22 protein-coding genes are annotated in these 20,730 nt (G+C 72.0%); 9 read left to right on the forward strand and 13 right to left on the reverse strand.

Features of this window, described 5'->3' with window-relative positions; genetic code table 11:
• The first annotated feature begins 54 nt into the window (after positions 1-54).
• The 6 genes from ACFP2T_RS17250 (at position 55) to ACFP2T_RS17275 (ending at position 4,361) form a co-directional block, all read left to right on the forward strand.
• Positions 55-597: an AAA family ATPase gene (locus ACFP2T_RS17250; RefSeq protein ID WP_377422625.1), complete on the forward strand. Its 543-nt coding sequence runs from the start codon at positions 55-57 to the stop codon at positions 595-597.
• A 435-nt stretch (positions 598-1,032) separates the two neighbouring features.
• A complete protein-coding gene (locus tag ACFP2T_RS17255) occupies positions 1,033-1,836 on the forward strand; it encodes a helix-turn-helix domain-containing protein (protein WP_377422626.1) in 804 nt (267 codons plus the stop codon).
• Positions 1,827-2,018, forward strand: a complete 192-nt coding sequence (locus ACFP2T_RS17260) for a DUF397 domain-containing protein (RefSeq protein ID WP_377422628.1) — start codon at positions 1,827-1,829, stop codon at positions 2,016-2,018. Before ACFP2T_RS17255 ends, ACFP2T_RS17260 begins: the two co-directional genes overlap by 10 nt.
• Before the next feature lie 13 nt (positions 2,019-2,031).
• Positions 2,032-2,436 carry a hypothetical protein gene (locus ACFP2T_RS17265; protein ID WP_377422630.1) on the forward strand — a complete coding sequence of 135 codons (405 nt, stop codon included), beginning with the start codon at positions 2,032-2,034 and terminating at the stop codon, positions 2,434-2,436.
• Positions 2,437-2,654: 218 nt separating this feature from the next.
• Positions 2,655-3,356 carry a peptidylprolyl isomerase gene (locus tag ACFP2T_RS17270; RefSeq protein WP_377422632.1) on the forward strand — a complete coding sequence of 234 codons (702 nt, stop codon included), beginning with the start codon at positions 2,655-2,657 and terminating at the stop codon, positions 3,354-3,356.
• A gap of 438 nt (positions 3,357-3,794) precedes the next feature.
• A complete protein-coding gene (locus ACFP2T_RS17275; RefSeq protein WP_377422634.1) occupies positions 3,795-4,361 on the forward strand; it encodes a dihydrofolate reductase family protein in 567 nt (188 codons plus the stop codon).
• 8 nt (positions 4,362-4,369) lie between these two features.
• Here ACFP2T_RS17275 and ACFP2T_RS17280 read toward each other — a convergent pair whose 3' ends face one another.
• Together ACFP2T_RS17280 and ACFP2T_RS17285 are read right to left on the reverse strand one after the other, a co-directional pair.
• Positions 4,370-7,627, reverse strand: a complete 3,258-nt coding sequence (locus tag ACFP2T_RS17280; RefSeq protein ID WP_377422636.1) for an AfsR/SARP family transcriptional regulator — start codon at positions 7,625-7,627, stop codon at positions 4,370-4,372.
• Between the two features lie 82 nt (positions 7,628-7,709).
• Positions 7,710-8,594, reverse strand: a complete 885-nt coding sequence (locus ACFP2T_RS17285) for a LysR family transcriptional regulator (protein WP_377422638.1) — start codon at positions 8,592-8,594, stop codon at positions 7,710-7,712.
• A 126-nt stretch (positions 8,595-8,720) separates the two neighbouring features.
• Here ACFP2T_RS17285 and ACFP2T_RS17290 point away from each other — a divergent pair, with 126 nt between their 5' ends.
• Complete coding sequence (locus tag ACFP2T_RS17290; RefSeq protein WP_377422885.1) at positions 8,721-9,068, forward strand: YybH family protein; 348 nt, start codon at positions 8,721-8,723, stop codon at positions 9,066-9,068.
• Position 9,069: 1 nt separating this feature from the next.
• Here ACFP2T_RS17290 and ACFP2T_RS17295 read toward each other — a convergent pair whose 3' ends face one another.
• The 9 genes from ACFP2T_RS17295 to ACFP2T_RS17335 all read right to left on the reverse strand — a co-directional run bounded on the left by ACFP2T_RS17295 (position 9,070) and on the right by ACFP2T_RS17335 (position 17,584).
• Entirely contained in the window at positions 9,070-10,263 is a 1,194-nt protein-coding gene (locus tag ACFP2T_RS17295; protein WP_377422640.1) for an ABC transporter permease, read from the reverse strand.
• A complete protein-coding gene (locus tag ACFP2T_RS17300; RefSeq protein ID WP_377422886.1) occupies positions 10,260-10,994 on the reverse strand; it encodes an ABC transporter ATP-binding protein in 735 nt (244 codons plus the stop codon). The genes ACFP2T_RS17295 and ACFP2T_RS17300 overlap by 4 nt, the downstream gene beginning before the upstream one ends.
• Before the next feature lie 67 nt (positions 10,995-11,061).
• Positions 11,062-12,165, reverse strand: a complete 1,104-nt coding sequence (locus tag ACFP2T_RS17305; RefSeq protein WP_377422642.1) for a peptidoglycan-binding protein — start codon at positions 12,163-12,165, stop codon at positions 11,062-11,064.
• On the reverse strand, positions 12,162-12,788 hold the full coding sequence (locus ACFP2T_RS17310) for a hypothetical protein (protein WP_377422644.1): 627 nt from the start codon (positions 12,786-12,788) through the stop codon (positions 12,162-12,164). The genes ACFP2T_RS17305 and ACFP2T_RS17310 overlap by 4 nt, the downstream gene beginning before the upstream one ends.
• Before the next feature lie 91 nt (positions 12,789-12,879).
• Entirely contained in the window at positions 12,880-14,163 is a 1,284-nt protein-coding gene (locus ACFP2T_RS17315) for a sialidase family protein (protein WP_377422646.1), read from the reverse strand.
• Positions 14,160-14,705: a SigE family RNA polymerase sigma factor gene (locus ACFP2T_RS17320; protein ID WP_377422649.1), complete on the reverse strand. Its 546-nt coding sequence runs from the start codon at positions 14,703-14,705 to the stop codon at positions 14,160-14,162. The genes ACFP2T_RS17315 and ACFP2T_RS17320 overlap by 4 nt, the downstream gene beginning before the upstream one ends.
• A gap of 96 nt (positions 14,706-14,801) precedes the next feature.
• Complete coding sequence (locus ACFP2T_RS17325) at positions 14,802-15,461, reverse strand: response regulator (protein ID WP_377422651.1); 660 nt, start codon at positions 15,459-15,461, stop codon at positions 14,802-14,804.
• The gene (locus tag ACFP2T_RS17330; protein ID WP_377422653.1) at positions 15,458-17,026 is read right to left on the reverse strand and encodes a sensor histidine kinase; all 1,569 of its coding nucleotides are present in this window, start codon (positions 17,024-17,026) and stop codon (positions 15,458-15,460) included. Before ACFP2T_RS17330 ends, ACFP2T_RS17325 begins: the two co-directional genes overlap by 4 nt.
• 57 nt (positions 17,027-17,083) lie before the next feature.
• Complete coding sequence (locus ACFP2T_RS17335; protein WP_377422889.1) at positions 17,084-17,584, reverse strand: hemerythrin domain-containing protein; 501 nt, start codon at positions 17,582-17,584, stop codon at positions 17,084-17,086.
• A 107-nt stretch (positions 17,585-17,691) separates the two neighbouring features.
• Between ACFP2T_RS17335 and ACFP2T_RS17340 the strand changes: the two genes are divergently transcribed.
• Both ACFP2T_RS17340 and ACFP2T_RS17345 read left to right on the forward strand, forming a co-directional pair.
• On the forward strand, positions 17,692-18,540 hold the full coding sequence (locus ACFP2T_RS17340) for a class I SAM-dependent methyltransferase (RefSeq protein WP_377422655.1): 849 nt from the start codon (positions 17,692-17,694) through the stop codon (positions 18,538-18,540).
• Positions 18,541-18,564: 24 nt separating this feature from the next.
• The gene (locus tag ACFP2T_RS17345; protein WP_377422658.1) at positions 18,565-19,383 is read left to right on the forward strand and encodes a hypothetical protein; all 819 of its coding nucleotides are present in this window, start codon (positions 18,565-18,567) and stop codon (positions 19,381-19,383) included.
• 17 nt (positions 19,384-19,400) lie between these two features.
• On the opposite strand, the gene ACFP2T_RS17350 is transcribed toward ACFP2T_RS17345, so the two are convergent.
• Positions 19,401-20,258: a metallophosphoesterase family protein gene (locus ACFP2T_RS17350; protein WP_377422660.1), complete on the reverse strand. Its 858-nt coding sequence runs from the start codon at positions 20,256-20,258 to the stop codon at positions 19,401-19,403.
• Positions 20,259-20,302: 44 nt separating this feature from the next.
• Positions 20,303-20,710 carry a cold-shock protein gene (locus ACFP2T_RS17355; RefSeq protein ID WP_377422891.1) on the reverse strand — a complete coding sequence of 136 codons (408 nt, stop codon included), beginning with the start codon at positions 20,708-20,710 and terminating at the stop codon, positions 20,303-20,305.
• Positions 20,711-20,730: the final 20 nt, after the last annotated feature.

A 20,730-nucleotide genomic window follows, 5' to 3' on the forward strand; every position in this document is an offset into this window, starting at 1 on the left:
GTACCTCTGGATTCTCTCGTCGTGCCTGGTCATGGTGTAGATTCGGCACCCGAGATGATCGATTTGTCTGCCGCTGTCATCGTGATCACCGGAGCCATGGCCTCCGGTAAGTCGACCGTCGCGCAACGGCTCGCGGAGCGTCTGCCCCGAGCGGCACACGTACGCGGCGACGTGTTCCGCCGCATGATCATCTCGGGTCAGCAGGACTTCACCCCGGAACAGGCGACCGAGGCAATGGCGCAACTGCGACTGCGTTACCGCCTCTCGGCGGCGACCGCCGACGGTTACGCCCAGTCCGGCTTCACCGCCGTGGTCCAGGACGTCATTCTCGGCCCCCAACTCGCCGACTACCTCGACCTGATCACCACCCGGCCGCGCTTCGCCGTCGTACTCGCCCCGCGCCCCGAGGTGATCCACCGCCGCGAACAGGCGAGGACCAAGAACGGCTACGGCGAATGGACCGTCGAATCCCTGGACTACTCGGTACGCAACGACACGCCCCGGCTCGGTCTCTGGCTGGACAACTCCGACCAGACCCCCGACGAGACCGTGGACGAGATCCTCGCAAACCTCGCCAAGGCCCACCTCCCCCACTGACCTGTAAGGAAGGGCCCCTTCTTATCGCTTTTTGTAGAAGAAGGGCCCCTTCTTAACACCCTCTGCCCTCCCGGCTTAGCTGGGCGGGCGCGCGGGCGGGGTGGGTGGGAGCGTGCCGAGGCAGCCCCAGCGGTGACCGCACCGGCAGTACCGCCAGAGCCGTCGCCAGTCCCAGCGGTGAATCCTTCGCGTACGTCGAAACCAGCTCACGCCGGCCGCCTCCTCCGGATTGGATGCGGGGGCCGCCTCGGGTGGGGAAGGAAACCGACGGCCCCCGCGCGGTTCCGCCCGTCCTTTCCGATGCCATGGCTCCGAGCGGTCCCGCTAGTGACACTCTGCTGTGGACAGCACTACGCTGAGGAGCTAATTCGGGGGTACGACCTTCGCGTATCGCCGCTTATCCCGCCTGGTATCCCACGGTCATGGAGGAGTCATATGGACCGCTCACCGATGCTGGAGCACTTCGCCGAGGAGTTACGGCTGGCCCGAGCCGCCGCCGGCATGACGCAGGCCATGCTGGCCGAGGCGATCAACTACTCACAGCCGATGGTCACCAAAATCGAAACCTGCGAACGGCGGCCGAGCCTGGACTTCGCCCGGCGCTGCGACAGGGTGTTCGACACCGACGGTCGGTTCGCGCGGATCCAGAAGCGGATCAGCCAGGAAATTCTGGTCCAGTACTTCCGGGAGTGGGCCGGTGTCGAGCAGGAGGCCAAGGCGCTGCGGTCGTTTCAGCCGACCTACGTGCCAGGGCTGTTGCAGACCGAGGCATATGCGCGGGCGGTCTTCTCCGGGCCGGGCCTGCTCGCCGCCGAGCAGGTCGAGGAGCAGGTGACCACCCGGCTGGACCGGCAGGAGATCCTGACCCGGCCCAAGCCGCCGCTGCTCGCCTTCGTGCTGGACGAGTACGTGCTCCGCCGGCCAATCGGCGGGATGGCGGTGATGCGGGAGCAGTTGCTGCACCTGGTCAAGGTCGGCACCAGCGTGCCGCAGGTGAAGATCCACCTGGTGCCGGCGTCGGCCGGTGCCTACGCCGGGCTGGACGGCCCGTTCGTGCTCGCCACCCCGCCGAGCGGCGAGCCGGTCGTCTTCTTCGAGGGGCACTGGCACGGCCAGATGGACGACCGGCCGGAGTTCGTGAACCATATGATCGACGTCTGGGAGACCATCCGGAGCGTGGCACTGCCGCACCAGCAGTCGCTCGACCTGATCGCGGAGGTGGCGGAGACGTGGACCTGACCGGAGCAAGGTGGCGCAAGAGCAGCCGGAGCAACAGCAGCGGCGGGGACTGTGTGGAGGTCGCCGACAACGGGGCCGGGATTGTCGGCGTACGCGACAGCAAGGACCCGAACGGTCCGGCGCTGGCCTTCGGTGCCACCTCCTGGCGGGCCTTTGTCGCCCGACTCCCCCGGCAGCGGTAACCACACCAAGCGCATGTACGAGTTCACTGCCTCCTTCCCCTGGGCCACCTTGCGGATCGAGGCGATCGGCGCGGGCGGCGACATCCCCGAGTTGGATCTGAACCGCTCCCTGGTGGCGGCCGACGAGACCTGCATACTCGCTGCGGTGGCGGACCTTCCGATCACCATCCGGGTCACGGCCGACGAGGCCGACGTACCCGAAGGAGATCCGTGTGTCTTCGACGGGCGCCTGTTGGTGGCCGACGGGCAGCTCGCGGTGGCCGACCTGGTCGGGGACGACCTCGACCGGCGGTTCCGGGTCACGGCCGGTGAGGTTCGGGTCAGGCTGTTCGCGGACGAACCACGCGAGGCCCAGCGGTTGAGCGTCGTCGTCGGAGCCGAACTGACCGAGGCCGACGTCCCGACCTCCGGCCCGTAGACGCCGGGCGCCGCCCCGATCCCATCGGTACGCTGACCCGCGTGAGTCAGCCGCCTTTCGAACCGCCTCCTCCCGGGTCCGGTCCACTCCCTCCGCCGTACCCGCCAGGTCCCCCCGGTCCGCCGGTTCCAGCGGGTCCACCGGTTCCACCGGGTCCACCAGGTCCGCCGCCAGCGAAGAGCCGGCGTCCCCTGACGATCGCGCTGATCAGCGCGGGCGTGGTGGTGGCGCTCTGCCTGGGCGTCGGCTGCGTCGGCCTCGTGGCGTACTACCTGAGCGAGGTCAGGACCGACGGCGGGTCGGACTCGGCCAGCGGCGACCCGTCGTCGGCTCCCGGGGCCTCGCAGCCGTTGTCCTGCGGGGGCGCCGTCCAGCCGGTGCGGCCCGAGACAAAGGCGGTCGGCCTGCCGGACTTCGACGGGGCGGCTCGCAGCGGCACCGCCACGATGCAGATGACGACCAACCTCGGATCGATCGTGATCACGATGGACCGGGCCCGTACGCCCTGTACGGTCGCGAGCTTCCAGCACCTCGCCGACAAGAAGTTCTTCGACCGGAGCACCTGTCACCGCCTGGTCACCGAGGGGATCTTCGTCCTCCAGTGCGGCGATCCGAGTGGCACCGGAGCGGGCGGGCCGGACTACCAGTTCGGCGACGAGAACCTGAGTGGGGCGCAGTACGGCAGGGGCGTCGTGGCGATGGCGAACACCGGCAGCCCCGGCACGAACAGCAGCCAGTTCTTCATCATCTTCCAGGACAGCTCCGCCGCGCTCCAGCCGATCTACACCCCGTTCGGCACGGTCACCACGGGACTCGACATCGTCGATCGGGTCGCGGCCGGCGGCCATGACAACTCCAGCCCGGCCGGAGGCGGCGTACCGAAGCTCGGGGTCACGATCGAGACGCTCACCGTGAACTGACTTCCAGTTCCACCGGCCGTATGTCGACGCGCCCCGCCGCCCGGAATGGAAGCGGGACGCGTCGACCCCCGTCAGGCCACGCGCCGAGCGCGCGGATCAGTTACTCGCCATGGATCGTGGCCACGCCCGAGCCCAGGACGGCTCGGGCGGGGTGCCGCCTCTCGTCATCACCATTCGTTCTCTTCCCCGAGTCCGGTAACCGACCCCCGTCGCATCCCGGTACCGTGACCCCCTGCCCGCGTCACCAAGCCTCTCCCAACGACCTAGCGGATAGCCTGTAGGAACCTTGAATCCGCTGGTCGGATGCTTCCTGCCCACGTCTGCTCGTCCAGCAGGGGTAGGGCGACCAGAAGGAAACCGTAAGGGGCTGCCGGCAGGCTGTTAATCATCAGACGGGCTGCACGGGAGCCGCCAGCACGGATCAGAGGGAGCAGAACCATGCGCAAGCTCATCGAGTCGACGTTCGTGTCGCTGGACGGGATCATCGACGACACCCGCCCGTCCACGGCATCCCGGGCGGAGCCGCAGCACTGGGGCCAGCCGTACTGGGACGACGACCACAATGGTTACGCCCAGAAGCTGATGGAGTCCGCGGACGCCATGTTGCTGGGGCGGGTGACGTACGAGGGGTTCGCGGCGGCGTGGGGCGCGCAGTCCGGACCCGGTGCCGACGAGATGAACAGCATGCCCAAGTACGTGGCGTCGCGCACCCTGACGGAGACCACCTGGAACGCCACCCTCATCCAGGGTGACGTGGCCGAGGAGGTCGCCAAGCTCAAGGAGCAGCCGGGTAAGAACATCGTGAAGTGGGGCACCGGTGAGCTGGACCGGACCCTCGTGGAACACGGTCTGGTCGACGAGTTCCACTTCTGGTACTTCCCGGTCATCGTCGGGGCCGGCAAGCACCTGTTCGAGGGCGCCGGTTTCGACACCACCCACCTGAAGCTCGCCGACGTGAACCGGTTCGACTCCGGGATCGTCGTCCACGTCTACGTACCCAAGTAGGCCACGGGTCAGGCCCGGTCCCCGTCCAGCAGGGACCGGGCCTGCTCGGGTGTGAGCCCGACGCCGCGTGTGAACAGGGCGTCGAAGCCGGGCTCGGCAGCCCGGATCGCCGCCATGGTCGGGGCCAGCTCGGCACGGTCCGACGCGGACAGCGGCTGCCCGGTCCGCTGCCGGGCGGCGTCGGCCGCGCCGATCAGCTGCGCGGCCAGGCCGGGCCGCCCGTCCAGTACCAGCGCGGCGGCCATCCCTTCCAGTGCCCCCGCCATCCCGCGCACCGATCCCTGGTCCCGGTACACGTCGAAGCCCTCCCGGTGCCAGGCCAGCGCCGCGGCCGGGTCGCCCCGCTGCCCGGCCAGCAGCCCCATCTCTACCAGGACCATCGACAGGTACGGCGGGTGGGCGTCCCCGCTCTGTTGTTGCCGGGCGGACGCCAGCAGCCACCGCAGGTGCTCCTCGGCCGGGTCGAGCCTGCCGTCCCGACGGGCGGCGAACGCCAGGCTGATGGTGGCGAACACCTCCCCAGAGCGCTGCCCCTGCTCGGCAGCCAGTCGCCTCGCCTGGTCCGCATACTCGTAGGCGCGCGGGTAGTCCCCGACCTGCACCGAGATCCAGCCCAACCAGCCCAGCCGAGCGGCCACATCGGACCACAGCCCCAGTTCCTCCGCGATCCGCAGGCCGGCCTGGCTCAGCCGGGCGGCCTCCGCATGGTCGCCGGTCAGGTCCGCGAGGCCGATCAGCCAGTCCGTGGCCTGTAGCATGCCCCAGTCGTCACCCAGCTCACCGAACAGCTCGGCGCCGCGCCGGGCATCCTGCTCCAGCGCCGCCGTGTCGTCCCGGATGTGCGCGAGCATGGCCCGGCTGCTCAGCACCGCCGCCTCACCCCACCGGTCCCCGGCGGCCCGGAACGTGTCCAGGGCCCGCGCCAGCAACTCCCCGGCGGTCGCCCCGTCGCCGGAGTCGATGATCGCCGTGGCCAGGAACCACTCGGCCCGGGCCCGTTCGACCGGGTCCGCCATCTTCCCGTACCCGCGCAGCAGCTCCGCCACCCGCTCCGGCCCGGCCTTCGACCACTTCGGTTCGGCGTGCCCCTTCGACCACTCCGGCTCGGCGTGTCCCGCCCCGGAGTAGTCGCCCTGCCGGAACGCCAGGCCGGCGTACCAGGCCTCGGCTCTGGCCCGGACCGCGTCGGGCACCTCGCCCGGCACGGCCAACGCCCCGGCCAGGGCCCGACGCGCCTCGGTCAGCCGGCCACGCAGGAACCAGTACCACACCAGGGCCCCGGCCAGCCGCAGCGCCGGCTCGGTCGCGCCGTCGCGCCGGAACGTGTCCAGGGCCGTCCGCAGGTTCGCGGCCTCGGCGTCCAGCCGGCGCAGCCACTCCCGCTGGCCGGGCCCGCGCAACTGCGGCTCGGCCTGTTCGGCCAGGGCCAGGTAGTGGTCGGCGTGCCGGCGTCGCAGCGCCGCTTCCTCCCCGACCTCCCGCAGCCGGTCCAGGCAGTACGCGGCAACCGACTCCAGCAGCCGGAACCGGGACCCGTCGGCGCGCACCACCAGCGAACGGTCCACCAGCCCGGCCACCAGGTCCAGCACCTCACCGGCCGGGGCGCCGTCCCCGGCACACACCGCCTCGGCGGCGGCCAGCGTGCACCCACCGGAGTGGACGGCCAGCCGGCGCAGCACGGCCCGTTCGGCCTCGGTCAGCAGCCGCCAACTCCAGTCGATGACCGCTGTCAGGGTGCGCTGCCGGGCCGGTGCGTCGCGTGGCCCGGTGCCCAGCAGCCCGAACCGGTCCTGGGGCACCCTCAGCCGGGCCGCGAGTTCGGGTACGCCCAGCGCGGACACCCGGGTGGCGGCCAGCTCCAGCGCCAGCGGGATGCCGTCCAGCCGCCGGCACACCTCCGCCACTGCGGCAACGGTCTCCGGCGCCGGGACCAGCCCGGACCTGGCCAGGAACAGCCGTACGGCGGCGGACCGGGCCAGCCGGGCCGGATCGTCGGTGTCGGGGATGTCCAGCGGCAGCAGGTCCCAGCGGGCCTCCCCGCGCAGCCGCAGCGGCTCCCGGCCGGTGGCCAGCACCCGCAGGCCGGGCGCGGCCGGTAGCAGCGTCCCGACCAGTTCGGCCACCGGTTCGACCACGTGCTCGCAGTTGTCCAGCACCAGCAGCGTCCGCCGCTCCCGCAGGGCGGCTGCCAGCCGCTCACCCGCCGGCTCCGAACCGCCCGGCACATCCGGGATCGACAGTACGGACAGCAGCAGCTCGGCCGGGTCGCCCAACCCGTCCCAGGTGGTCAGGTCCACCAGCCATACGCCGTCCGGGTACCCGTCGACCACGGCCCGGGCGACCGCGATGGCCACACTGGTCTTGCCCACTCCGCCCGGACCGGTGAGGGTGACCAGCCGACCCGCCGCCAACAGCTCGCGTACCCGCGCGACAGCGTGGCTCCGGCCGATCAGCTCGGTCACCGGCGCCGGCAGGTTCGTGGTGGGCCGCAGCGGCCGGGGAAGCGGTGCCGGCGCGTCCTCGGCCGGGTCACCGGCCAGGATGGCCCGGTGCAGCCCGGCCAGCTCCGGGCCGGGGTCCAGGCCCAGCTCGTCGGCGAGCCGGCGCCGCAGCTCCTGGAAACTGTCCAGGGCCTCGCCCGCCCTGCCTGCCCGGTGCAGGGCCCGCATCTGGGCCGCCCGCAACCGCTCCCGGTACGGATGCCGGGCCACCTGCTCGCCCAACTCGCCGACCAGATCACGATGCTCGCCCAGGTCCAGCCGGGCCTCGGCGTACGCCTCCACGGCGGCCAGCCGCTGCTCCTCCCACCGGGTCACAGCCGCCTGCGCGAACTCCTCGTCGGCGAAGTCGGCCAGGGCCGGTCCCCGCCACAGGGCCAGCACCTCGGCCAGCAGCCCGGCCCGGGTCCGGGGATCGCCGGCCGTCTGCACCTGCCCGAGCAGGTTCGCGAACCTCAGCGCGTCCATCGCGTCGGGTCCGACCCGTAGCGCGTACCCGGGAGCCTGGGACACCACCAGCTCCCGACCGCCCGGCTCGGCTCCGGCCAGGGCCCGGCGCAGTTGCGACACCCGTACGTGCAGTGCGGCGGTCGGGTCGGCCGGTGCGGCCTTGCCCCAGAGGTCGTCGACGAGCCGGTCCGCCGACACCGGACGTCCCTCGTGGACCAGCAGGTCGGCCAGGAGCGCCCGCACCTTGCGCCCCGGGATCGCGACCGGCTCGCCACGGTCGGTCCACACGGCCAGCGGCCCCAGCACCCCGAATCGCACGACCCCAGGCTACGAAAGCAGCCCGACGGCCACACACCCGGTTCTCGCTCGCCGATCTCCGATCTCCGTCGCCGGGCCGCCGTCACCGGGCCGTGGCGAACGTGTCCCGGCTGTATCGGACCAGTTGTTCGAGGGCGGGACTCTTCGTGGTGGTCCAGATCAGGACCAGCAGGCCGGGGGCCTCGATGTCGGTGATCGGGAGTGCCGTCAACCGGTCCCGGTAGGCGCCCGCCATGGACTCGCTGAGGATCGCGACGCCCAGTCCGCGAGCGGCGAGGTCCGCGATCGCGTCGGCGGCGCTGGCCTGGAGGGAGATGGCCGGCTGGATCCGCCGGGCGGCGCAGGCGCGATCGAGCACGGTGCGGATGCCGGTGCCTTGCGGCATGCACACGAGCGCGTGGTCGGCGATGTCGTCCAGGGTCACCGCCGGCCGTTCCGCGAGCGGGTGTTCCGGCGGTACAAGGGCCACGAGTCGTTCACTGACGATCGTGAGCGCGTTCAGCCCGCTGAGCGTGGCGTCGGCGGTGCCGATCAGCGCGAGGTCGATGGCCCCGGTGCGGACACCGTCGAGGAGTCGGTCCGAGTTCTCCTCGAGCAGGGTGATCTCCACGTTGGGGTACGCCCGGTGGAACGCGGCGAGGGCGTCGAACAGCGGGGTTACGGTGCATCCGATGACCATGCCGACGGTCAGGTGGCCCCGGACGAGCCCGGTGACCTCGCCGACGGCCTGCCGGACCGCTTCGGCGGAGGCGAGCGCCGCACGGGCGTGCACGAGCGCGGCCTCGCCCGCGGCGGTGAGGGTCGCCGTCCGGGTGGCGCGGTCGATGAGCGTCGCCCCGAGTTCACGTTCGAGTTGCCGGATCTGGGCACTCACTCCCGACTGGCTGATCCGGACGCGTTCGGCGGCGCGAGTGAAGTTCGCTTCCTCGGCAACCGCGACGAAGTACTCCAACTGCCTCAGTTCCATAACTCCAGATTCTAGCCACCAGAAGAACAATCATTTGTACTTCTCATCTTCGGGCTCGCATGCTTGATGCTCACCGGCTCCGAAACGACGACGGAAGGAACCACCGTGTCAGACCGCGAGAAGGCCATGCGGCCCGAGGACATCACCCGGCTGTTCGTCGAGCGCTCCAACGCGGGCGACGCCGAGGGCGTCGCCGCGCTGTACGAGGAGGACGCCGTGCTGGCGTACCCGCCCGGGGGCCGGACGGTCGGACGCGCGGCGATCCAGGCCCTCTGGGCGAAGGTGCTGGCGAACGGACCGCACTTCACGCCCGAGGAACCGCTCCCGACACTCGTCAGCGGTGACCTCGCCCTCACCTCGACACCGCCCAGCGACGGCACCGGCGCCCGCGCACAGGTGGTCCGCCGCCAGCCGGACGGTTCCTGGCTGCGCGTCCTCGACCAGCCGGAATTCACCCGGCCACCATCCCGGTGACCTACCCGGCGGCGAGGGCCACGGTCGGCGCCAGCCGGCTCGCCCGGACCGCCGGATAGAGTCCGGCGAGCCCACCGATCAGCAGGGTCGCGACCAGGCCGGCGCCCGTCGCCCAGGCCGGCACCACCGTCGGCCATCCCCGGGCGTACGCGTACAGCGCGGTGACGCCGACACCGAGCAGCGTCCCGCCGGCACCGCCCAACACCGAGAGCAGCAACGACTCGGCGAGAAACTGACCCCGGATGTGTGCCCGGGTCGCACCGAGCGCCCGACGCAGACCGACCTCGGCCCGTCGCTCCAGCACCGAGATCACCATCGTGTTGGCGATCCCGACCCCACCCACCAGCAGCGCCACCGCGCCGAGGCCGAGCAGCAGCCCGTGCATCGCGGCGTCGGTGGCCTGACGTGCCGCGAGCGCGTCCGACGGCCTCGACACCACCACCTCGTCAGGCGAACGCGGATTCGCGGTCCGCCCCAGCACCGACCGGACCGCCACGACCCGGTCCTCGGCCGCCCGGACGTACACCCGGGTCGGATGACCGTCGAAGTCCAGGTACGCCTCGGCGGCCCGCCACCCCACCAACGCGGCCGAGTCCAGCTCCTCGGCCAGCGGCACCGGCGCCAGGATGCCCACCACCGCGAACCACTCCCCGCCCAGCCACACCCGCACCCCCACCCCTGGTACGTCGAGCCGGCGCGCCGCGACCGCCCCGAGTACGACGGCCGGATAGCTTCCGGTCGCCGGGGTGAACCAGGAGCCGTGCCGGAGCGATCCGCCCACCGTGCCGAGCAACTCGGGCTGCGCGGCCAGCACCTCGATCCCACCGGACTGCCCGACCGGCACCAGGTCGCTGCGGTACACCGACGCCTCGACCACACCGGTCGCGCCGACGGACTCCACCGGCCCGACCCGGTCGATCATCGCGACCGACTCCTCGGGCAGCGCCGCCGGCTCGCCGTCCCGGCTCTTCCCCGGCGTGACGGTCAGCAGGTTGGTGCCGAGCCGGTCCAGGGTTCGGTCCAGTTCGGCCCGGCTGGAGGTGGAGATCCCGACCACCGCCAGCATCGCGGCGATGCCGATGGCGATGCCCAACGCGGAGAGCACGACCCGCAATGGCCGGGTACGCAGCCCGGTAGCGCCCAGCCGGGCCAGATCCACCGGACCCAGTCGCCCCGGCCGAAGGACCGGCCTCACGGGCGTACCGCCGACACCGTCGTGGCATGCGCGGCGCCCGGATCGGTGGTGTCCTGCGCTGCCCCAGGGCCCGTGGTGTCGTCGACGATCCGGCCGTCGCGTAGCGCGATCCGGCGGGGCAGCCCGGCGGCGATCTCCCGGTCGTGCGTGATCACCACGACCGTGGCGCCCTGCGCGTGCAGTTCCCGCAACAGCTCCAGTACTCCGGCTCCGGCGTCCGAATCAAGGTTGCCGGTCGGCTCGTCCGCGAGCAGCAGCGCCGGCTCGCCGAGCACCGCCCGCGCGATCGCGACCCGTTGCCGCTCGCCGCCGGAGAGTTCGTGCGGCCGGTGCTCGAGCCGGTGCGCCAGGCCCACCCGGGCCAGGGCGTCCGCCGCCCGGTGCCGCCGGCGCCGTCCGGGTACGCCCGCGTAGAGCAACCCGTCGGCAACGTTGTCCAGCACCGACACTCCTGCCGCGAGGTGGAACTGCTGGAAGACGAAGCCGATCCGGCGGGCCCGCAGCGCGGAGAGTTCCCGGTCGGCGAGTGCGGCGACGTCGTACCCGTCGATCCGGACGGTGCCGGACGACGGCCGGTCGAGCGTGCCGAGCAGGTGCAGCAGGGTCGACTTTCCCGAGCCGGACGGACCGACGATGCCGACCAGTTCGCCGTACCCGATCCGCAGGTCGACCTCGCGCAACGCCGCCACACCGCCCGGGTAGCCGCGGCTCACCCCGGCCAACTCCGCCACCGCGTCCCGCCCGCTCACGCCAGCCTCCCGGTTAGCCCGCTCACGCCAGAACCCCCGGTCCGCCCGCTCACGCCGGCACACCCACCGGCTGGCCCTCGGTGAGCCCGTCGCCGGTCACCTCGACCCGGCCGTCGGCGAACATCCCCGGCTCGACCGGCACGATCCGGGTACGACCGGCGTCGACCAACTCCACCCCGTAGCCACCCTCGGCGAGCGCCAGCAGCGCGTCCACCGGCACGGTCAGCACGTTCCTGCGCTCCTGTTCGACGTACCGGACGTCGACCGAGGCGCCGGCCAGCGCACCCAGCGCCTTCTGGTCGGCGACCGAGATGCTGATGTCGACCTTGGCGGTGCCGGTGCCGGGCTGCTCCGGACCGGCCGGCTGCTCGCCGCCGCCACCGGTGGTCGGCGCGCCGACCGCGCTGACCTGGCCGGACACCGAGGCGCCGGTCGGCAGGGAGATCGCCACCCGGGTGCCCTTCGCCGCCCAGCCCGCCTCGTTCGGCTCCACCGACACCGTGACCAGCCGGGTCCGCCCGGTGTACGACAGCACATCGCCGGTCGCGGCGGCACCGAGCCGGACCAGCCGCTCCGCGATCCGTACCGGTCCGGGGACGTAGACCACCCGTTCCCGGTCGACGGTGCCGGTCTCCGGCAGCCCGAGGTCGCGCTGCCAGCGTTTCACCGCACCGGCGGTGCTGGCGGAGAAGTCGTCGTCCACAGTGAACCCCGTATAGCCGAGCGCCTTCAGGTTCCGCTCGAACTGCCGTACGTCGGAGCCCTTCGTGCCGGCGCTCAGCGGGCGGTACATCGGCAGGAAACCGTAGAACAGCACGACCGGTCGCTCGTCGGCCCGGAGCACCGTCCCGCCCTGCTTGACCGTGGCGCCGACCTCGGGCAGCCAGGTCACGATGCCGGCCGCCGTACAGGCGAGCGGCACGGCCGCGCCGTACCCGAGCACGCCCGCGAGCGTGACGGCCTTGACCAGGGTCTGCCGGGTGACCGTCGCGGTGGCGGCGGGACCGCTGCGGCTCGGGTCCGGCGAGCCCCCGCCCCGGCCGCCGAGGCCGAGGGTCGCCGCACCGGCCACCGCGAGGGTGGCCAGCGCGGCACCGGCGAGCAGCACGGGCCGCCGTCGGCGCCGCCCGGTGACCGGCGGCTGCCCGCTCATCCGCGTCCGGTCGCGTTCGGGTCGGGCGTGGTGGTCGGTCGACCGTCGAGGAGGGGTTCGCAGATCTGCTGCGCCCGGAACGACGCGCCGGCCTCCTGCTCGGTCATCCCGTCCTGGCCCCGGTCCGGCCACTGGCCGTCCGGTCCCGGATCCGGAAAGCCGGGTACGCCGTTCGCGCGAATGCACTTGGCGTACTCGCGTCGGCGTTCGATGTCGACTGCGGTCAGCGGTGGCGGCTTCTCTTCCAGTTCCTCGGGCACGGGGATGGTGAGGAGCTTCTGACAGGTCTCCATCGCCTTCATCACCTTCGGGTCGGTCTTGTTCCGACCTACCGCGGCGCTCAGGTCGATCTGCCCCCTGGCGTCCGGGTCGGGCGCCGCCAAGCCATGGTCCCGCAGGCACTTCGCGAACTCGCGGCGCTGCGCCACGTACTGCGCGACCAGCCCGCCGGGGGCACTGGCGGAGGCGGTCGGCCCGTCGGTGCCGGCGGCGGTGGCGACGTCGGGTGGCGTGTCCCCGCCACCACCACAGCCGGCCAGGACGACGGTCAGGACGACCGCCGCGCCCGCCCCGAGGGCACGACGTCGCCATCGAATCGCGGGTCGTTCACTACGAATCCACATTTCTCATGATCTTTCTGCTTTGAGGAGGATGGCGGACACCGACCCGGGCCGACGGCGGACCGGGAACGGGGAGGGGAACCTCGATGGCGGGTCAGCGGCGGTTCAACGGAACCCAGTGCCAGCCGTCGGTCGAGCCGTAGCTGACGTCGTCGGTGCCGCGTGCGTAGAGCCAACCGTCACGGGCCCGGGACACCCGGCCGGACCTCTCCGGCAGACCGTCCAACTCGACGGGTCGGTAGTCGGCTCCGGCACCCCGGGACGCCCAGAACTCGTACTCCCCGAACTCGGAGGCGCCCCGGTTCTCCACGTACTGGTAGAGCACGTGGCTGCCGTCGGGTGTGACGTACGAGCCGGTGTCGGACAGCTCGTAGGGCACCTGCTGCACCCCCGTACGCCGCTGCCAACCCTGGCCGCTCGTATACCGGTACACCGCCCGCTCGCTGGCTCCGTTCAGCACCGCGTAGGTGACCTGCCCGGGGCCGACCGCCACCAACGGCGCCAGGCACCCGTCGACCGGACACGCGGGCGCGTCCGCGAAGACGTGTTCGGTCCAGGTACGCCCACCGTCGGGACTCGTCGCGACCGCCGATCGCCCGGTCCCCCGTTCGAATCCGGGTGCCCAGAGCCGACCGGCCGACTCCGCGATGGGCTGCTGGTCGGCCAGGTTCTGCCCGGGTTGCGTGACGAGCGGCGAGACGCGGTTCGACTCCGGGTCGAAGGCGCGCAGGGTGCACAGCGTGGTGCCGGCCGGCATCACCCCGCCCGGGTCGGCGTCCGGGTCCGGCCAGCAGACGGCGAAACTGCCGGACGGCAGGGCGGGAACGGCCGGGCCGGTCTCCGGAGCCTGCCAACTACGCCCACCGTCCCGGCTGGCCATCAATTTCGGCGGGACGGAACTCGGCGGCGCGGGCAGGACGTAGCCGAGTAGGACGTCGGGGGCCAGGGCCGCGAAGTGGGCGAGGTGGATCGGGGTACCACGCTCGGTCCAGGTCCGCCCGCCGTCGGCGGAGCCGACCAACTGCACCCGCGTCTTGCACGGCCCGGCCGTACAGGTCGACAGCCCGAGGTAGATGTGCCCCGCGTCGGCGGCCTGGATCATCTGGATCCGCCCCGACCCGGGCAGGACCCCGGGCGAGGTTCGCGGCGCGGCCGTCGCGGCACCATCCTCGGGCGAAGGCCCCGGGCCGGTGCCGGTACCGGCGACCACGACCGTCGCCGCCATCGCACAGACGGCCACCGCCAGCGCGCTGCCGCCCAGCGCGGCACGGCGCCGCCGTAGTCGTCTCCGGCCGGCCGCGTAGACCTCGTCGGCGAGCAACCGGCTCGGCGGTGGCGCCTGCGTCGCGTCCTCGAAAAGTTCCCGTAGCTCGGTCACGGCCTTTCCTCTTTCCTCGCCAGGACCAGTTCGTTCGTGAGTACGGCGTCGCCGAGCACCCGGCGCAGCGTGGCGAGGCCCCGGGCCGTCTGACTCTTCACCGTGCCCTCCGAACAGCCGAGCACGGCGGCAGTCTCGGCAACGTCGAGTTCGTGGTAGTACCGGCAGATCAGGGTCACCCGCTGTCGGGGTGGCACCTGGCGCAGTGCCGTGGCGAACACCACCCGCCGGGTGGCGTCCTCGGCGTCGTCGCCCGCCCCGGCCAGCTCCGGCGTCTCGGCGACCGCCCGTTCCCGCCGCCGCCACACCCGACGCGTCTCGGCCAGGTAGGCCCGCACCAGGCAGGTACGGACGAACGCGTCCAGCGCCTGCGGATCCCGTACCCGGTGCCAGGCCGAGGCGAGCCGGATGAACGCGGCCTGGGCCAGGTCATCGGCCCAGTGCCAGTCCCCGCACATCAGGTACGCGGACCGCCGGACCACGTCCCGCCGGGCCACGAAGTACTCGCTGAACTGACGCCGATCCTCGTCGTCGCTTGGCATCCCGCCCCCTTCACCGGATAGGTGCGCCTCGGCGGCCGGACCGGTTGCTCGGGTCAGCGGAAAATCTTGCCGATTCCGGGGATCAGGTTCCGGGGATCAGTCGTCCATGGCGGGGACGACGAACCCGGCCTCGTACGCGGCGATGACCGCCTGGGTACGGTCCCGGGCGCCGAGCTTGGCGAGCAGGTTGCCGACGTGCGTCTTGACCGTCTCCACCCCGAGCACCAGCTCGGCGGCTATCTCCGAATTGGACAGACCGGTCGCCATCAGCCGCAGGACCTCGCCCTCACGCTCGGTCAGCCGGGCCCGCTGGAGGCGGTCGCCGGCCGGGCCGCGCTGGTGCGCCGCCACCAGTCGACGAACCGCGGCGGGAAAGAGCAGTGACTCGCCCCGGGCCACCACCCGGATCGCGTCCACCACCTCGGCCGGACGGGCCCGCTTCAGCAGGAACCCGTTCGCGCCGGCGCGGAGCGCCTGGTAGACGTACTCGTCGTTCTCGAACGTGGTGACCACCAGGATCCGGGGCGGCTCGGCCGAGGTGGCGAGCAGGTGCCGGGTGGCCTGGATGCCGTCGATCATCGGCATCCGGACGTCCATCAACACCACGTCCGGCCGCCACCGGGCGACCAACGGCGGCACCTCGGCCCCGTCGGTGGCCTCGCCGACCACGGTCAGGTCCGGCTGCGCGTCGATGATGGCCCGCAGTCCGACCCGGATCAGTTCCTCGTCGTCGACGATCAACACGCTGATGGTCATGTCCGCCCCGTCTCGTCCCGCTGCTCCGGATCCACGCGTTGCCCGTCCGTCCCGGAGGTCCGCCCGCCCGGCTCCGGGCGTTGCCCGTCCCGAGGTGGTGGCGGTGGTTCCCCCGCACCGAGGGTCGGCAGCCGGACCGCGACCCGCCAGGTGTCGTCCTCCGGGCCGGCGGTCATCTGGCCACCGAGTAGCACGACGCGCTCCCGCATGCCGGCCAGACCACGGCCACGGCGCCGCCGGGCCGGCTGGCGCGGCGGGCCCGTGGACCCCGAGCGGGTCGGCCCGGCCCGCTGGACCACGGCGTTGACCAGCTCGATGTCCAGACTCCCCTCCGCTACCGCGATGCGCAGCGTCACCGGCTGCCGGTCGGCGTACCGGGCCGCGTTCGTCAGGCCCTCCTGGACGATCCGGTAGCCCTCCCGGGCGACCACCGCCGGTAGCCGATCGAGCGCGCCGGTGACCTCGACGTTCACCGCCAGGCCGGTGGCCCGGGTGTCGGCGACCAGCCGATCCAGCTCGCCGAGGGTACGCTGCGGAGCCCGGACCGGGCGAGTCCACGAGCCCGGCCCGGCATCCGGGTCCTCGGGATCGTCCAGTGCGTCGTCCCGGCCGTCCGCACCGGTCAGTGCCTGCTCCCGGCCGTCCGCACCGGCCAGTGCCTGCTCCCGGCCGTCCGCACCGTCCATGGCGTCGTCCCGGCCGCCGGAACCGTCTACCTGCGAGGTCCCGGTGTCACCGTCGCGGAGCAGTCCGAGCACGTGGTCCAGGTCCGCCATCGCGGCCCGGCCGGTTTCCTCGATCGCCCGCAACGCGCGACGGACGAACTCCCGGTCGGTGTCGAGCAACTCGCCGGCCGCCGCCGCCTGCAGGGTCGCGACGGTGAGCGCGTGTCCGACCGAGTCGTGCAGCTCCCGGGCCAGCCGGTTACGTTCGGCGAGCTGGCTGGCCCGCCGCTCCAGCCCGGCGATCCGCTCGGTCTGCGAGGGGCCGAGCAGCACCGGCGCCATCAGCGCGGCCAGCGCGCCCAGCCCGGCGACGGCGTAGCCGAGCAACACCAGCATGCCCAGTCCGATCAGGGTGAGCCAACCGGTGTCCATCTCGTCGAACGGGCCGATCCGGAGTCCGACGAGCGCCTCCGTGCCGATCCCGAACTGCCCGACGATGAAGAGCAGCGCCATCGGCAGGGCGGCGACCAGCGCGAAGCCGACCAGGCCGCCGGAGAAGAGGTGGACGCCGATCCAGAGCGCGCAGCGCAGCCGGGTCTCCCGGTCGACCCGGCCGTCGGCGGCCGGGTCCGGCAGTTCGACGTCGAGCAGGGCGCGCGCCGCGGCGATCTCCAGCGCCCGGCTTCCCCGCAGGAACAGCGGCACGGCGGCGATCGCCGCCGCGACGGCGATCAAGACCATGATCGCCTCCCGGGGCACCTCCCGGCTACGCAGCAGCTCCGCGAAGACGGTCACCAGCATCCCGTACGGCAGCAGGAGCACCCCACCGAGCAGCAGGAAGACGCCCCGGCGGTAGGTGGTGCCACTGGTCAGTGGAGCCAGCGCGGCACGGATGGTCACCCGGCCATTCTCGCCTGGGCCGCCGAGCGGGTCCCCGAGGGCGGTGGTGCACCGTCCTCAGCGGTGCTCCCGCACGTACGCCTGCGGGTCCTTGTCCTGGAAGGTCAGGTCACGGCCACCCGGGTGCTCGCCGTAGAACGTGAGCCACCGGGCACCGAGTTCGGCCCGGAGTTCCCGGCTGGCGTTGCGCCGGAAGTCGGCCAGGGCGCCGTCCTCCTCCTCGGCCAGGTGCTCGCTGTTCTCCCGGCGGGCCGACCAGACCGCCGCCCACCAACCGTCGGTGCCCGGAACGTGCCGCCGCGACTCGGCGATGGCGTCCCGGATCTTGTTGTGGTCCCCGATCGCGTCGTCGGTCTCCTCCCCCGCGCTGGCGTCACCGTGCCGCACCAGGTACGGGTAGAGGATCGACTCCTCCGCCTCGGCGTGGATGTCCAGGTGCAGCGACAGCGGGTCCCAGACCGCCCGGAGATCCGTCTCGCCCCGGGCGTCGTCGAGCCGGGCGAATCCCCGGCGGAACGCCGCGTGGTCGTCCAGGATCAACGCGGTGATGTCGTCCATCGTGGTCAAGCCCCCTCGGCCGGTGTCACATGTCCCTATTAGATCTGAAAGCTCCATTTTCGCGGGGTACTAGCGAAAGTATCGCGATAAAGGACACAATTCCCCGCATGGTTGTTGAGGGATTCCAGACGGGGGTCATCCGGCGTGCCCGGGGCATCAGTGCCGCGCTCAGCATTCCGCCATACGTGAAACCCGGGCACTACTACTCACCGGTCACCGCGCCGGCCGACCGGGCCACCGCGATCCGCTGGCGCGACCTGGCGCCCGTCGGCGTCGACCTGCGCGAGACCGAACAGCTCCGGCTCGCCCGTGAACTCGCACCGCTGCTCCTCGAACTGCCCACCGACCGCTGGCAGGACCGCAACGGCATGTACGGCCGGGCCGACGCCGCCGTGCTGCACGCGATGCTCCGGCACCACCGGCCAGCCCGACTGATCGAGGTCGGCTCCGGCTACTCCACCGCGGTCGCCCTCGACGTCGCCGAGCGGTTCCTGCCGGACCTGCGGATCACGTGTGTGGAGCCGCATCCGACCCGGCTACAGTCCCGGCTGCGGCCGGGCGACGAGGTCGAGCTGATCCAACGGCCGGTGCAGGAGGTCGACCGGGCCACCTTCGCCGCGCTCCGGTCCGGAGACATCCTGCTGATCGACTCGACCCACGTCGTCAAGGCCGGCTCGGACGTCGTCTGGCTGTTCCTGCACGTGCTTCCGACGCTGCGCCCCGGCGTCATCGTGCACATCCACGACATCCACTGGCCCTTCGAGTATCCGGAACGCTGGCTCCGCGAGGGCCGGGACTGGACCGAGGTCTACCTGCTGCGGGCGTTCCTCACCGACAGCGCGGCCTGGCAGGTCCTGCTGTTCACCTCGTGGCTCTGGTCCCGGCACCCGCAGGCGGTACCGGCCGAACTGCGTGGCCTGCCCACCGGCGCGTTCTGGATGCGCCGCGCCGAGTAGCCGGCCCACGCTACGGTTCGGGGCGTGTGCGTGTCGACGGGTGCCGCGACGTTCTCCCGGACCATCCTGTACGGCGGCCGGCGCCGTCATCCGCGGCACGGGCCGATCGAGGTGCTCGGCTACCAGAACACCCCGACGAACCTGGCCAACGGTCCCAACGCGATGCTGCTGCACATTCCGGGTGCCGGGCTCAGCCAGCGCAACTTCGTCCCGGTCGGCCCGCACGACGACATCCTGACCAGGATGGTCGACCGGGTACGCCCGAAGTCGAGGGCGCCGGCCAGCGCCCGGCTGGCCCGGCCCGGGACGGTCCAGGTCTTCGAACACGACGTCTACACCATCGTCCTGGCCAGCGACCCGACCCTGATCAGCACCGCCCTCTCCCAGGTACCGCCGCAACGGCGGCCACCGGTCGATCCCGAACTCCTCGAGTTCTACCGGGACGTGTTCCCGACACACGCGGTCGCACTCTGCTGCTTCGACAACACCCGGGCCCGGCGGGCCAAGCCCCTGCTCGTCTGGTACGAGCCGGCCGACCCCGACCGGATCGTGCTGCCCGCCCTGGACTGCCACACCGGCGCCGTCCCCGATCTCGACGCCCCGGTACGCCCCGACCACTGGCTGCTGTTCGGCACCGACGACGCCCCGCCGGGCTGGGGAACTCCGGTCGAGTATCCGTCGACGCTGGATCCCGGCCTCCGGGACTTTCTTCCCGACACCGTCGTCGGCGTCGAGTTCACCGGCGAGCCGCTACCCAACGGGGACTTCGCCATCGCGTACCAGGATCTGCTCGACGGCGCACTGGGCCGGATCGAACGCCAGAGGCCAGCGGCGACCCGCTGAGCGGCAACGGCACCCGGTCAGCTCTGCTCGGCCCGGGACGGCAGGATCGGCCGGGGGCCGCGCGGCGGCGCCTCCCTGGCCTGCCACTCCCGTGGATAGCCGAGCGACACCTCCTCGAACCGGACGCCGTCGAACCAGTTGACCCGGGGAATGTGCAGGTGTCCGTAGACCACGGCCTCGGCGTTGTACCGCAGGTGCCAGTCGGCGGTACGGACGGTGCCGCACCACTGGGCGAACTCGGGATAGTGCAGGATCCGGGTCGGCTCCTGCACCAGTGGAAAGTGGTTGACCAGCACGGTCCGGGTGCCCGGGGCGAGGTCCGCCAACCGCTGCTCGGTGGCGGCCACCCGTGCGTCGCACCACGCCTCCCGGCTCGGGTACGGATCGGGGTGCAGCAGGTACTCGTCGGTGCAGACGATCCCGGTCTCGTGCGCCCTGGCGAGCGCCGCCTCCTTGCTGTGTATGCCGGGGGGCCAGAAGGTGTAGTCGTAGAGCAGGAAGAGCGGCACCACCGTGACCGGTCCGCCGGCGCCGGTGAAGACCGGATACGGATCCTCCGGCGTCAGCACGCCGAGCCGCCGGCACACCTCGACCAGCAACTCGTAGCGGGCCACTCCCCGGGCCTGGACCGAATCCTGCCGGGGCGTCCACAGTTCGTGGTTGCCCGGCGCCCACACCACCGTGTGGTAGCGCTCCTTCAGCAGCCGCAGCACCCAGTAGACGTCCTCGACGCGCTCGCCGAGGTCGCCGGCCAGCAGCAGCCAGTCCTCGTCCGAGCCGGGGACGAAGCTCTCGACCAGCGCCCGGTTGGCGGCGTACCCGACGTGCAGGTCGCTGACAGCCAGCAGTTCGCCTAGCGGACGAGAGGAGGCCATCCGATGATCCTATCCAGGCCGGGCGGCGGACCGGACGGATCGCCTCAGGGCTCGACCCAGCCGTGTGACCTGGCCAGTCCGACCATCTGCAGTCGGATCGCGCCGATCTGGGCACCGGTCAGCGACGGCACCTTCTCGATCAGGATCTCGGTGACCTCGCCGCTGAACTCCGTACCGGACAGGACGTCGCAGAGGTCGTCGTCGCCGGTCCTGGTCGGCCGCTGTTTCGGTACGCCCACACCGGGCCGGTCGGCGATCCGGATGGTGGCGGCCTTCAGCCCTCGGTCACCCTGCTCGACCTCGTATTCGAGCCGCATCCCCGGATAGATCAGGTGCTTGTCCTCGCCGAAGTCGTTGGCGTGTACGAACACGTCCTCACCGCCACCGTCCGGTGCGATGAACCCGTAACCGCGTACCTCGTCGAACCTCAGCAGCTTGCCGACCGGCACCACAACCACCACCACTCATCGTG

It is taken from the genome of Plantactinospora solaniradicis (assembly GCF_042658085.1).
Classification (GTDB): Bacteria; Actinomycetota; Actinomycetes; order Mycobacteriales; family Micromonosporaceae; genus Plantactinospora; species Plantactinospora solaniradicis.

What these genes read in the sequence shown, in the direction of transcription:
- ACFP2T_RS17255 (WP_377422626.1), top strand. Translation starts at nt 1,033, where the DNA reads ATGGACCGCTCACCGATGCTGGAGCACTTCGCCGAGGAGTTACGGCTG.
- ACFP2T_RS17350 (WP_377422660.1), bottom strand. Translation starts at nt 20,258, where the DNA reads ATGGCCTCCTCTCGTCCGCTAGGCGAACTGCTGGCTGTCAGCGACCTG.
- ACFP2T_RS17310 (WP_377422644.1), bottom strand. Translation starts at nt 12,788, where the DNA reads ATGTGGATTCGTAGTGAACGACCCGCGATTCGATGGCGACGTCGTGCC.
- ACFP2T_RS17320 (WP_377422649.1), bottom strand. Translation starts at nt 14,705, where the DNA reads ATGCCAAGCGACGACGAGGATCGGCGTCAGTTCAGCGAGTACTTCGTG.
- ACFP2T_RS17340 (WP_377422655.1), top strand. Translation starts at nt 17,692, where the DNA reads ATGGTTGTTGAGGGATTCCAGACGGGGGTCATCCGGCGTGCCCGGGGC.
- ACFP2T_RS17290 (WP_377422885.1), top strand. Translation starts at nt 8,721, where the DNA reads ATGCGGCCCGAGGACATCACCCGGCTGTTCGTCGAGCGCTCCAACGCG.
- ACFP2T_RS17250 (WP_377422625.1), top strand. Translation starts at nt 55, where the DNA reads ATGATCGATTTGTCTGCCGCTGTCATCGTGATCACCGGAGCCATGGCC.
- ACFP2T_RS17325 (WP_377422651.1), bottom strand. Translation starts at nt 15,461, where the DNA reads ATGACCATCAGCGTGTTGATCGTCGACGACGAGGAACTGATCCGGGTC.
- ACFP2T_RS17275 (WP_377422634.1), top strand. Translation starts at nt 3,795, where the DNA reads ATGCGCAAGCTCATCGAGTCGACGTTCGTGTCGCTGGACGGGATCATC.
- ACFP2T_RS17285 (WP_377422638.1), bottom strand. Translation starts at nt 8,594, where the DNA reads ATGGAACTGAGGCAGTTGGAGTACTTCGTCGCGGTTGCCGAGGAAGCG.
- ACFP2T_RS17335 (WP_377422889.1), bottom strand. Translation starts at nt 17,584, where the DNA reads ATGGACGACATCACCGCGTTGATCCTGGACGACCACGCGGCGTTCCGC.
- ACFP2T_RS17305 (WP_377422642.1), bottom strand. Translation starts at nt 12,165, where the DNA reads ATGAGCGGGCAGCCGCCGGTCACCGGGCGGCGCCGACGGCGGCCCGTG.
- ACFP2T_RS17265 (WP_377422630.1), top strand. Translation starts at nt 2,032, where the DNA reads ATGTACGAGTTCACTGCCTCCTTCCCCTGGGCCACCTTGCGGATCGAG.